Genomic DNA, 11,346 nt, shown 5'->3' with positions numbered 1-11,346 from the left:
CGGTGACCGGGCGGGCGTGGGACGCCCGGCGGACCTCCTTCGGGTCCGTCGCGGCCGACTACGCCGCGCTCCGGCCCGGGTACCCCGCCGACGCGGTGTCCTTCCTCCTGGGAGAGCGGCCGCTGCGGGTGCTGGACCTGGGTGCGGGCACCGGGCTGCTCTCCGACCAGCTGCTGGCGGCCGGGCACGAGGTGCTCGCCGTCGACCCCTCGGCCGGGATGCTCGACCAGCTCACCGCCAGGCTGCCGCAGGTGCGGGCCGCGGTCGGGGACGCCGAGTCCCTGCCCGTCCCCGACGGTGACGTGGACGCCGTCGTCGCCGGTCAGGCCGCGCACTGGTTCGACCCCGAGCGTGCCGCGCCCGAGCTCCGTCGGGTGCTGCGCCCCGGTGGCGTGCTCGGCTTCGTCTGGAACACCCGCGACGAGCGGGTGCCGTGGGTGGGCGCGCTCGGGGCGGCGCTGGCGGCCGAGGCCCGCGACCACGAGGCCGACCAGACCGTCGTGGCCCGGTTCGCCGCCGAGCTGCCCGCGACGGTCACCGAGCACCTCTCGACCGTGGTGCAGCGGCTGACCCCGGAGCAGGTGGTGGGCACCATCGGCACCCGCAGCTACGTCGCGACCATGACCCCCGACGAGCGGACGACGTTCCTCGACCGGTTGCGCGCCCTGCTCGCCGAGCACCCCGACACCGCGGGCCGCACCGAGCTCGAGCTGCCGTACGTGACCCGCAGCTACCGGCTGGTCCCGGCCTGACCGACGGCGAACACCCGCCGGAAGGGCAGCAGGGTCGTCCCGTCGGCGCGCTCCGGGTAGGCCTGCCGCAGGGCCTCGGCGTACGTGCTCTCGAACGTCCCGGCGTCGTCCCCCAGCCGGGCCAGCACCGGCCGCAACACCGAGCCCCGCACCCAGCCCAGCACGGCGTCCGGCCCGCGCAGCACGTGCAGGTACGTCGTCTCCCACGCCTCGGCGCGCAGTCCGGCCGACTCCAGCACGCCGAGGTACCCGGCGGGGTCGTCCACGGCGGACGTCGAGGGCGCCAGGTCGTCCACCCGGTCGGCCCACCGCCGGTCGCGGCACAGCGCCGCCAGCAGCGCGTGCGTGGGCGCCGCGTGGTTGCCCGGCACCTGGAACCCCAGCCACCCACCCGGCGTCAGCGCACCGGCCCACTCCACGACGCGTCGCCGGTGCTCGGGCACCCACTGCAGGGCGGCGTTGGAGACGAGCACGTCCACCGGGCCCTCGGGCTCCCAGGTCTCCAGGTCGCCCGGGATGAACGACACCCGGCCCGGGACGGCGTGCGCGGCCGCGGCGGCGAGCATCGCGGGGGAGGAGTCCACCCCGGTGACCCGGGCGCCCGGCCAGCGGCGGGCGAGGGACGCGGTGAGCTCGCCCTCCCCGCAGCCCAGGTCGACCACGACGCCCGGGTCGACCGCGTCGACCCGGGCCAGCAGGTCGACGAACGGGCGGGACCGCTCGTCGGCGAAGCGCAGGTACTGGGACGGCGACCAGTCGGCAGGCACACCCCACCCTGGCAGCCCGAGGACTGTCGGTGCCCGCCGGTACCGTCGCCAGCGTGACGAGCCAGGAGGACCGCCCGGCCGGGGTGTTCCTCGCCTTCGAGGGCGGCGAGGGGGCGGGCAAGTCCACCCAGGTCGCCCGGCTCGAGGCCTGGCTGACCGCGCAGGGCCGCACGGTCCGCACCACCCGGGAGCCCGGCGCGACCGTCATCGGCGGCACCGTCCGACAGCTGCTGCTCGACCCGTCGACGGTCGGGCTGTCCTCCCGCGCGGAGGCGCTGCTCTACGCCGCCGACCGCGCCCAGCACGTGCACGAGGTGGTCCGCCCGGCGCTGGAGGCCGGCGACGTCGTCGTCACCGACCGGTTCGTGGACAGCTCGCTGGCCTACCAGGGCGCCGGCCGCACCATCCCGCTGGAGGACGTGCGCTCGATCAGCAGCTGGGCCACCGGCGGCCTGCTGCCCGACCTGACCGTGCTGCTCGACCTGCCCCCGGAGACCGGGCTGGCCCGCGCCCGGGGCCGGGCCACCGCAGACCGGCTGGAGGCCGAGTCCCTGGAGTTCCACCTGCGGGTGCGGCAGACCTTCCTGGAGCTCGCCGCGGCCGAGCCGGCCCGCTACCTCGTCCTGGACGCCACCGCCGCCCCCGACGAGGTCGCCGAGGGCATCCGCACCCGGGTCACGGAGCTGCTCGCGTGAGCGTCTGGACCGACGTCGTCGGCCAGCCCGCCGCGGTCGCCGAGCTGGAGCGAGCCGTCGCCGACCCCTCCGCGATGACGCACGCCTGGCTGTTCACCGGCCCGCCCGGGTCGGGCCGGTCCACCGCCGCCCGGGCCTTCGCCGCGGCGCTGCAGTGCCCGGCCGGCGGCGACGGCACCTGCCACGCCTGCCACACGGCGCTGGGCGGCACGCACGCCGACGTCCGGGTCGTCGCCCCCGAGGGGCTGTCGATCGGGGTCGCGGAGGTGCGCGAGATCGTCCGGATGGCCGGTCGGGCGCCGTCCCAGGGCCGGTTCCAGGTGGTCATCGTCGAGGACGCCGACCGGATGACCGAGCAGGCCACCAACACCGTGCTGAAGATGCTCGAGGAGCCACCCGCCCGGACGGTGTTCCTGCTCTGCGCGCCCTCGCTGCACCCCGACGACGTGCCGGTGACCATCCGGTCGCGGTGCCGGGTGGTCGCGCTGCGCACCCCGCCGGTCGAGGCCGTCGCCGAGGTGCTGGTGCGGCGTGACGGCATCGACCCGGCGCTCGCGGCGTGGTCGGCCGCCGCGGCCGGGGGGCACGTGGGCCGGGCCCGGCACCTGGCCCGCGACGAGGGTGCCCGGATGGCCCGCAAGGCCGTGCTCGACGTCCCGCTGTCGCTGGTCAGTCTCGCGGCCTGCCTGAACGCCGCGGACGACCTGGTGTCGGCGGCCAAGGAGGAGTCCGACCGGACGACGGCGGTGGTCGACGGCGCCGAGACCGAGGCGGTGAAGGCCAGCCTGGGCGTCGGTGCCCGCGGCCCGGGAGTCGCTGCGGCCAGCCGCGGCGCCGGTCAGCTCAAGGAGCTGGAGAAGAAGCAGAAGTCCCGGGCCACCCGGCTGGGCCGGGACTCCCTGGACCGGGCGCTGGTCGACCTGGCGTCGATGTACCGGGACGCGCTGGTGATCCACACCGTCCGCGGCGACCTGTCCCGGGTGCCGCAGCTGGCCCACCCCGACCGCAAGGCCGACAGCCTGGAGCTGGCGAAGAAGATCGGTGCCGAGGGGGCGCTGCGCCGGATCGACGCGGTGCTCGCCGCCCGCACCGCGCTGGAGCAGGCGGTCAAGCCGCAGATCGCCATCGAGGCGCTCTGCGTGGCACTCCGGCTCCCGGCCTGAGCGCGGGGTGGCACACCCGGTCCCGTAAGCTCTCGCAGGCACGCCCGCCGCCTTAGCTCAGTCGGTAGAGCATCTCACTCGTAATGAGAAGGTCGTCGGTTCGATTCCGACAGGCGGCTCCACGCACCACCCGGCACGGCGGTTACGTTCACCGCCGTGGACATGGTCTTCCCGGCGCCGGGACGTCAGCTGGCCGGCGACGAGCTGCTGGAGGCCTACCCGTGGCCCGACGAGGGCCGCTGGGTCCGGGCGATGATGGTCACGACGCTGGACGGCGCGGCAGCCGGGCCGGACGGGCTCAGCGGCTCGATCTCCTCCTCGGTCGACAGCGACGTGTTCACCGCCGTGCGCCGGATGGCCGACGCCGTCCTGGTGGGTGCGGGCACGCTGCGGGCCGAGGAGTACGGCCCGATGCAGGCAGCGGAGGCAGACGGCGCCCGTCGCAACGCCGCCGGACAGGCGCCGGCGCCGCAGCTGGCGGTCGTGTCCGGGTCGCTGGACCTGCCGTGGGCGCTGCCGGTGTGGGCGGAGTCCACGCTCACCCCGCTGGTGCTGACCGGGCCGATGCCGGACGCCGAGGCGCTGGCCGCCGCCCGGGAGCACGCCGAGGTGCTGCAGCTGGCCGACCTGGAGCCCGCGTCGCTGCTCACCGCGCTCACCGACCGCGGCCTGCGCCGGATCGTGTGCGAGGGCGGGCCGAGCCTGCTGGAGGCCGTGGTCGCCGCCGACCTGCTCGACGAGGCCGACATCACGCTCGCGCCGGTCTTCGCCGGCACCGCGCAGACCCCCCGCACCGACGGGCTCGCCGAGATCGCCCGGTTCGATCTCGTGCACCTGCTCACCGCCGAGGGGTACGTCATGGCCCGCTACGTGCGCCCGGGACACCGGTGATCAGCCTCCGCGAACTCGCCCGGCTGGCCACGGAGCACGCCGCGGACCTCGAGCACCCGGTGGCTCCGTTCCGGGTGGGGGAGCGGGTGCTGGACACCGACGCCCGCCCAGCGCTCATGGGCGTGGTCAACCTGTCCCAGGACTCCTGGTACCGGGAGAGCGTCGCGCCCTCCGCTGCCGCCGCCGTCCGGCGCGGGATCGTGCTGGCCGCGCAGGGTGCCGACGTCGTGGACCTCGGGGCCGAGTCGGTGGTGGCCGGCAGCACCCGCGTGGGCCCCCAGGACCAGATCAGGGCCCTGGTGCCCGTGGTGGAGGAGCTCGCCGCCGCCGGGGTCGCCGTGTCGGTGGAGAGCTACCACCCGGAGGTGGTGCGGGCCGTGCTCGCCGCCGGCGCGCAGGTGCTCAACCTGACCGGCTCGGCCGACGACGGCGCGATGTTCGACCTGGCCGCCGAGTTCGACGCCGCCCTGGTCCTCTGCCACGTCCTGGGGGACAACCCCCGGGAGCTCACCGACACCGCCGTCGACCGGGACCCCTACCCCGCGATGGCCGCGGCGCTCGGCGCCCGGGTCGACCTCGCCCGGGCCCGGGGCGTGCGTGCCGGCATCTGCGTCGACCCGGGCGCGGGCTTCGGCATGGCGCGACTGACCGACCCGCTCGAGCGGCTGCGGCACCAGTCGGTGCTGCTGCTGCACGCCTTCCGGCTGCGCAGCCTGGGCCTGCCGGTGTGCCACGCGCTGCCGGCCGGGTTCCCGTACTTCGAGGACGAGGTGCGGACGGCGGAGGGGTTCTTCGCCGTCCTCGCCGGGCTGGGCGGCACCGGGGTGTACCGCACCCACGAGGTCCCGCGCGTGCGGGCCGTGCTGCGGGCGATGGCGGACCTGCCCGTCGACTGAGCGCCGCGGCCCGGGTGTCGAGCAGTCAGTGCTGACCGGGCAGACTCGGCTGTGTCAGCGCCCGACCCGGGGCGCCCACAGAGAGGTGGACCTGCCCCGATGACCCTGCCCGACGTCCTCCGCGGTCGGCTGAGCCTGCCGGTGATCGCCTCGCCGATGTTCATCGTCAGCGGACCCGACCTCGTCGTCGCCCAGTGCACGGCCGGCGTCGTCGGCTCCTTCCCGGCGCTCAACGCCCGGCCCGCGGCGCAGCTGGGCGACTGGCTGACCGAGATCGACGAGCGGCTCGCCGCGGCGGCCGCCACCGGGGCGACCGTGGCCCCCTACGCGGTGAACCAGATCGTGCACCGCTCCAACGACCGTCTCGAGGCCGACGTCGCACTGTGCGTGGAGCACGAGGTGCCGATCGTGATCACCTCGCTGGGCGCCCGGGCCGACGTCTACGACGCGGTGCACTCCTACGGCGGCATCGTGCTGCACGACGTCATCAACGACCGGTTCGCGCACAAGGCGGTCGAGAAGGGCGCCGACGGGCTCATCGCGGTGGCCGCCGGTGCCGGTGGCCACGCGGGGACGACGTCGCCGTTCGCCCTGGTGCGCGAGATCCGCCAGTGGTTCGACGGCCCGCTGGCGTTGTCCGGGGCGATCGCGCACGGCAGCTCGGTGCTGGCCGCCCAGGCCGCCGGTGCCGACCTGGCCTACGTCGGGTCGGCGTTCCTGGCCACCGAGGAGGCCCGGGCCGAGCAGGGCTACAAGCAGATGGTCGTGGACAGCCGCGCCGACGACATCGTCTACAGCAACCTGTTCACCGGGGTGCACGGCAACTACCTGTCCGGCTCGATCGTCGCCGCCGGCCTGGACCCGGCCGACCTGCCCACCTCGGACCCCAGCGCGATGAGCTTCGGCAGCGACGGCGGGGCCAAGGCCTGGCGCGACGTGTGGGGCTCGGGCCAGGGCATCGGCGTCGTCGACGGGATCGTGCCGGCCGCCGAGCTGGTGGCCCGGCTGGCCCGGGAGTACGCCGAGGCGAAGTCGGCGCTGGACCGCGCCTACGTGCCGGCCTGAGAGACGACCGCCCCAGACGCGACTGCCCGAGACACGACGACGGGCGCCGCACCCGGTGGGGTGCGGCGCCCGTCGGTCGTCCGGGTGCGCTCGGCGGCCGTGAGGTGACCGGCCAGTCAGGAGGGGGTCAGTGCTTGTTCGAGGCCTGCTTGGCGCGCTCGAAGGACGCGGTGATCTCGGCTTCCGCCTCGACGATGCCGACCCAGTCGGCGCCCTCGACGCTCTTGCCGGGCTCGAGGTCCTTGTAGGTCTCGAAGAAGTGCTGGATCTCCAGCCGGTCGAACTCCGACACGTCGGTGATGTCCTTGAGGTGGGCCATCCGGGGGTCGGTGGCCGGCACGGTGAGGACCTTGTCGTCCCCACCCGCCTCGTCGGTCATCCGGAACATGCCGATGGCACGACAGGTGATGAGGCACCCGGGGAAGGTCGGCTCCTCCAGGAGCACGAGGGCGTCGAGGGGGTCACCGTCCTGCCCGAGGGTCGCCTCGATGTACCCGTAGTCCGCCGGGTACCGCGTCGAGGTGAACAACATCCGGTCCAGCCGGATGCGTCCAGTGGCGTGGTCCAGCTCGTACTTGTTCCGCTGGCCCTTGGGGATCTCTACCGTCACGTCGAACTGCACCGACGTAGTGTGGCCCACGCCGGCCGGACGTGGGTCGCCGGAGGTCCGAATCTGCCCGGGAGGGGTCATCGCGCGCACTCCCCGAGGCCCCGGGAAGACCCCTCCGCGCTGGCGCCGCCGGCTCTGGCAGGCCCTCGTGGCGGTGTGCCTGGCCCTCGTCGTGGTCGCCGGTGCGGTGCTGGTGGCGATCAACGTGGGCTCCGACGCCGACCCCGACACGGTGGCCGCCGTCCCCTCCGACGCGCAGGCCGTGCCCGACGCCGTCCTGCCCGACCTGGGCGAGCCGGCCCCGGTGCTGGCCGCGCTCACCGGCCCCGCCCCCGACCCGGCGGCGGTGGCGGCCGTCCTGGCGCCGCTGCTGGCCGCGCCGGCCCTGGGCGCCGGGCTGTCCGCCGAGGTCGTCGACGCCGCCACCGGGCAGGTGCTGCTCGACGTCGATGCCGCCGCCCCCGGGACACCGGCGTCCACGGCGAAGCTGCTCACCGGGCTGGCCGCGCTCACCACCCTGGGCCCGGGGGCCACCGTGCCCACCACCGTCGTCGCCGGCGCCGTCCCGGGGCAGGTGGTGCTGGTCGGCGGTGGTGACCCGACGCTGTCCACCACCGCCCCGTCGCTGAGCTACCCGGGCGCACCCACCGTCGCCGACCTCGCCGGGCAGGTGCAGGCCGCGCTGGCCGGGGTCCCGGTGACCTCGGTCGTCGTGGACAACTCGCTGTTCGTCGGGCCGCTCACCGCGAGCGGCTGGGGCAGCGAGGACGCGCCCTCGACCTACGCCGCGCCGGTCACCGCCACTGCCGTGGACGGCGCCCGGCGCACTCCCGGGCAGTCCCCGCGCAGCGGCCAGCCCGGCACCGACGCCGGCACGGCGCTGGCCGCGGCACTCGGCGCACCCGGCGCCACGGTCACGCTGGGGACGGCGCCGGCCGGTGCCGCGGTGCTCGGCCAGGTGCGGTCCGCCCCGGTCGAGCAGCTGGTCGAGCAGGCGCTCACCGCCTCGGACAACCTGCTCGCCGACACCCTCGCCCGGCAGGTCGCGCTGGCCACCGGCGCCGAGGCCAGCTTCACCGGCGCCGCCCAGGCCGTGGCGGACGCCGTCGCCGCGGCCGGGTTCGACACCACGGGGTTGTCCCTGTCCGACGGCAGCGGGCTCTCGGGGGAGGACCTGGTGCCGGCGCGCCTGCTGGTCGACGTGCTGGAGGCCGGGGCAGACGGGTCGGTGCCGGGGGCCGCGACGCTGCTGTCCGGGCTCCCGATCGCGGGCTACACCGGCACGCTCGCCGACCGCGCGGACGCCGACCCGGCCACCGAGCCCGGCGCGGTCCGGGCCAAGACCGGCACGCTGTCCACCACGAGCGCGCTGGCCGGCACCGTGGTCACCCTCGACGGGCGGCTGCTGGTCTTCGCCGTCCTGGCCGACGGCACCCCGGGCAACGTCATCGCTGCCGAGGCAGCCCTGGATGCCGTCGCCGGCGCCCTCGCCTCGTGCGGCTGCTGAGACCCCTCCCTCCCGCCTGCGGCGTCGATCAGCTCCGACGACGACCGTGCGTCCTCCTCCACCGACGTCGGTGGAGGAGGACGCACGGTGGTCGTCCCAGCTGATCGACGCCGGGGCGGGGGGCGGGTCTCGCCGTACATTCGGGCGATGAGCAGCTCCCTGGTCGACTGGGCCCTGGCCAACCGGACCGCGAAGCGGCTGGTCAGCGCCGGTCCGGTCACCACCCGTGAGGAGGCTGCCGCGGTGGTCGCCGAGCTGCACGAGTGCGCCGCGGCCGCCGTCGCGCACGTGCAGGCGCTCACCGGGCTCAGCCCGGCCCCCGGGGCCCCGACGCCGACGGTCGCCGTGGTCGACCGGCCGGGCTGGGTGCGGGCGAACACCGCGGGCATGTCGGCGCTGCTCGACCCGCTGACCGAGGCACTGCAGGAGAAGACCGGCTCGAAGCCCGGTGCGATCGCCCAGGCCGTGGGCAGCCGGGCCACCGGCCTGCAGGCAGGCGGGGTGCTGGCGTTCGTGTCCTCGAAGGTGTTGGGCCAGTACGAGGTGTTCGGCTCCGGCGGTCGGCTCCTGCTGGTGGCGCCGAACATCGTCGAGGCCGAGCGCAAGCTGCGGGTCGACCCCTACGACTTCCGCCTGTGGGTCTGCCTGCACGAGGTCACCCACCAGCTGCAGTTCACCGCCGTCCCCTGGTTGACCCCGTACCTGGAGAGCCAGATCGAGGCCTTCGTCGAGGTCAGCGACCTCGACCCGACCGTGCTGCGCGAGCGGCTGCGGGACGTGGTGTCCAGCCTGTCCGACGCGGTGCGCGGCAAGCCGGTGGAGGGCGACGCCCCCGGCGGGCTGATGGCGCTGATCGCCGACCCCGCGCAGCAGGAGGTCATGGACCGGGTCACCGCGGTGATGAGCCTGGTCGAGGGGCACGCCGAGTTCGTGATGGACGGCGTCGGCCCCGACGTGCTGCCCACCGTGGCCACCCTGCGCAAGCGGTTCAGCCAGCGCCGCAAGGGCACCGGCCCGGTCGACCGCGTGCTGCGCCGGCTGCTGGGTCTGGAGCAGAAGATGCAGCAGTACGCCGACGGCCGGCACTTCGTCGCCGGGGTGGTCGACCTGGTCGGCATGGAGGCCTTCAACACCGTCTGGACCGGGCCGGAGACGCTCCCGCTCAAGGACGAGCTGACCCACCCCGAGCGCTGGGTCGAGCGCGTGCTGCACCGCCCCGCCGTCACCGTCTGACACGCCGGTGGGTCCCGACCCGGCGGTCGCCGCGGTCCGCAGCGCGGTGCGCCCCGGGCTGGCCGACGGTCCGGTGCTGGTGGCCTGCAGCGGGGGAGCGGACTCCCTCGCGCTGGCCGCGGCGGTGGCGTTCGAGGCGCCGCGGGCCGGGTGTGCGGCCGGGGCGGTCACCGTCGACCACGGGCTGCAGCCGGGGTCGGCCGACCAGGCGGCCCGGACGGCGGAGCAGCTGCGCGCCCTGGGTCTGACCCCGGTGCACGTCGCCCGGGTCGAGGTCGGCACGGACGGCGGCCCGGAGGGTGCGGCCCGGGACGCCCGGTACGCCGCACTGCGCGCGGTGGCCGCCGGGCACGGTGCCCGGATCGCGCTGGGCCACACCCGCGACGACCAGGCCGAGACCGTGCTGCTCGGGCTGGGCCGGGGGAGCGGTCCGCGGTCGCTGGCCGGGATGACCGAACGCCGGGACGTGTTCTGGCGCCCGCTGCTGGGGGTCGACCGGGCCACCACGGTGCGGGCCTGCGCCGCCCAGGGGCTCACCGTGTGGGAGGACCCGTGGAACACCGACCCGGCCTACACCCGGGTCCGGCTGCGCACCGAGGTGCTGCCGCTGCTGGAGGAGGTGCTCGGCGGCGGGGTGGCCGCCGCACTGGCCCGCACCGCCGCGATGGTGCGGGAGGACGTCGACGCCCTCGACGCGCTGGCCGCCGCCGTCCCGGACCCCACCGACTGCACCGCGCTCGCCGCGCTGCCGGCTGCGCTGCGCCGCCGGGCCCTGCGCGACTGGCTGCTCGGAGCCGGGACCGGGGACCTGCAGGCGGTGCACCTGCACGCCGTGGAGAGCCTGGTCACCCGGTGGCGCGGGCAGGGTCGGGTGGACCTCCCCGGCGGTGCGGGCGTCGTCCGGGTGTCTGGCAGGCTGGTCCTGCAGCCCGGTCCCCCCGTCGTCGCGACGCCCGGGCCGGCACCCGAACCCCGCACCGAGGAGCCAGCACCGTGAGCGAGTCCGCCACCCCCACCGGAGCTCTGGGCCCCGACCACGGCTACGGGCCGGACATCGACCACGTGCTGCTCAGCGAGGCCCAGATCCAGGAGAAGATCGGCGAGCTCACCGCCACGGTCTGCGAGGACTACGCGGGCAAGGAGGTGCTCCTCGTCGGCGTGCTCAAGGGCGCGGTGCTCTTCATGAGCGACTTCGCGCGGGCGCTGCAGCTGCCCACCCAGATGGAGTTCATGGCCGTCTCCTCCTACGGGTCGGCCACCAGCTCCTCCGGCGTCGTCCGGATCCTCAAGGACCTCGACCGGGACATCACCGACATGCACGTGCTGGTCCTCGAGGACATCATCGACTCCGGCCTGACGCTGTCCTGGCTGTTGAAGAACCTGGGCAGCCGCCGCCCGGCGTCCCTCGAGGTCTGCGCCCTGCTGCGCAAGCCCGACGCGGTCCAGGTCGACGTCCCGGTGAAGTACGTCGGCTTCGACATCCCCAACGAGTTCGTGGTCGGCTACGGCCTGGACTACGCCGAGCGCTACCGCGACCTGCCCTACATCGCGACCCTCAAGCCCGAGGTCTACAGCTCCTAGCAGCGCCTCCTCCCTCCAGGGGACGGCGGTCGTCTGAGCAGCTGACGCACAGCGTCGTCCGTGTACCGTCGGTCCAACGACGTCGCCCCTCGCGACGCAGGTGCCCACCTCGGGTCGCGCGGCGTCCCCGGACGATCAGGAGGGTCGACGGGCACCCCCGGGTACGTCACCGGGAGCCCGGCATCG

12 protein-coding genes and 1 tRNA gene are annotated in these 11,346 nt (G+C 75.5%); 11 read left to right on the top strand and 2 right to left on the bottom strand.

Going from position 1 to position 11,346, the window contains the following annotated elements; all coding sequences use genetic code 11:
• Positions 1-2: 2 nt before the first annotated feature.
• Entirely contained in the window at positions 3-752 is a 750-nt protein-coding gene (locus tag ASG36_RS06145; RefSeq protein WP_055760736.1) for a class I SAM-dependent methyltransferase, read from the top strand.
• Here the strand turns inward: ASG36_RS06145 and ASG36_RS06140 are convergent.
• The gene (locus ASG36_RS06140; RefSeq protein WP_055760733.1) at positions 731-1,519 is read right to left on the bottom strand and encodes a trans-aconitate 2-methyltransferase; all 789 of its coding nucleotides are present in this window, start codon (positions 1,517-1,519) and stop codon (positions 731-733) included. The two genes, ASG36_RS06145 and ASG36_RS06140, sit on opposite strands and share 22 nt — an antisense overlap.
• A gap of 53 nt (positions 1,520-1,572) precedes the next feature.
• Between ASG36_RS06140 and tmk the strand changes: the two genes are divergently transcribed.
• The 6 genes from tmk to ASG36_RS06110 all read left to right on the top strand — a co-directional run bounded on the left by tmk (position 1,573) and on the right by ASG36_RS06110 (position 6,229).
• Positions 1,573-2,214: a dTMP kinase gene (gene tmk, locus ASG36_RS06135; RefSeq protein ID WP_235494635.1), complete on the top strand. Its 642-nt coding sequence runs from the start codon at positions 1,573-1,575 to the stop codon at positions 2,212-2,214.
• Positions 2,211-3,377, top strand: coding sequence for a DNA polymerase III subunit delta' (locus ASG36_RS06130; RefSeq protein ID WP_055760728.1), 1,167 nt, complete (start codon positions 2,211-2,213; stop codon positions 3,375-3,377). The genes tmk and ASG36_RS06130 overlap by 4 nt, the downstream gene beginning before the upstream one ends.
• A gap of 46 nt (positions 3,378-3,423) precedes the next feature.
• Positions 3,424-3,499: transfer RNA gene (locus tag ASG36_RS06125), tRNA-Thr, on the top strand.
• A 40-nt stretch (positions 3,500-3,539) separates the two neighbouring features.
• Positions 3,540-4,268 carry a dihydrofolate reductase family protein gene (locus tag ASG36_RS06120; RefSeq protein WP_055760725.1) on the top strand — a complete coding sequence of 243 codons (729 nt, stop codon included), beginning with the start codon at positions 3,540-3,542 and terminating at the stop codon, positions 4,266-4,268.
• The gene (locus ASG36_RS06115; RefSeq protein ID WP_055760721.1) at positions 4,265-5,164 is read left to right on the top strand and encodes a dihydropteroate synthase; all 900 of its coding nucleotides are present in this window, start codon (positions 4,265-4,267) and stop codon (positions 5,162-5,164) included. The genes ASG36_RS06120 and ASG36_RS06115 overlap by 4 nt, the downstream gene beginning before the upstream one ends.
• Before the next feature lie 99 nt (positions 5,165-5,263).
• Positions 5,264-6,229, top strand: coding sequence for a nitronate monooxygenase family protein (locus tag ASG36_RS06110; protein ID WP_055760718.1), 966 nt, complete (start codon positions 5,264-5,266; stop codon positions 6,227-6,229).
• 127 nt (positions 6,230-6,356) lie between these two features.
• On the opposite strand, the gene ASG36_RS06105 is transcribed toward ASG36_RS06110, so the two are convergent.
• Positions 6,357-6,851, bottom strand: a complete 495-nt coding sequence (locus ASG36_RS06105; protein WP_055760715.1) for an inorganic diphosphatase — start codon at positions 6,849-6,851, stop codon at positions 6,357-6,359.
• 142 nt (positions 6,852-6,993) lie between these two features.
• Between ASG36_RS06105 and dacB the strand changes: the two genes are divergently transcribed.
• The 4 genes from dacB (at position 6,994) to hpt (ending at position 11,160) form a co-directional block, all read left to right on the top strand.
• Complete coding sequence (gene dacB / locus ASG36_RS06100) at positions 6,994-8,346, top strand: D-alanyl-D-alanine carboxypeptidase/D-alanyl-D-alanine-endopeptidase (protein ID WP_235494633.1); 1,353 nt, start codon at positions 6,994-6,996, stop codon at positions 8,344-8,346.
• Positions 8,347-8,493: 147 nt separating this feature from the next.
• A complete protein-coding gene (locus tag ASG36_RS06095) occupies positions 8,494-9,579 on the top strand; it encodes a zinc-dependent metalloprotease (protein WP_200944342.1) in 1,086 nt (361 codons plus the stop codon).
• A gap of 7 nt (positions 9,580-9,586) precedes the next feature.
• The gene (gene tilS, locus ASG36_RS06090) at positions 9,587-10,576 is read left to right on the top strand and encodes a tRNA lysidine(34) synthetase TilS (RefSeq protein ID WP_055760712.1); all 990 of its coding nucleotides are present in this window, start codon (positions 9,587-9,589) and stop codon (positions 10,574-10,576) included.
• Positions 10,573-11,160, top strand: a complete 588-nt coding sequence (gene hpt, locus ASG36_RS06085) for a hypoxanthine phosphoribosyltransferase (RefSeq protein ID WP_082522815.1) — start codon at positions 10,573-10,575, stop codon at positions 11,158-11,160. The genes tilS and hpt overlap by 4 nt, the downstream gene beginning before the upstream one ends.
• Positions 11,161-11,346: the final 186 nt, after the last annotated feature.

Origin of the sequence: Geodermatophilus sp. Leaf369, from assembly GCF_001424455.1 — a bacterium.
Lineage (GTDB): Bacteria > Actinomycetota > Actinomycetes > Mycobacteriales > Geodermatophilaceae > Klenkia.
The sequence above is the reverse complement of the archived record's forward strand: the minus strand, read 5'-3'. Positions and strand labels throughout refer to the sequence as shown.

What these genes read in the sequence shown, in the direction of transcription:
- ASG36_RS06110 (WP_055760718.1), top strand. Translation starts at nt 5,264, where the DNA reads ATGACCCTGCCCGACGTCCTCCGCGGTCGGCTGAGCCTGCCGGTGATC.
- ASG36_RS06120 (WP_055760725.1), top strand. Translation starts at nt 3,540, where the DNA reads ATGGTCTTCCCGGCGCCGGGACGTCAGCTGGCCGGCGACGAGCTGCTG.
- ASG36_RS06095 (WP_200944342.1), top strand. Translation starts at nt 8,494, where the DNA reads ATGAGCAGCTCCCTGGTCGACTGGGCCCTGGCCAACCGGACCGCGAAG.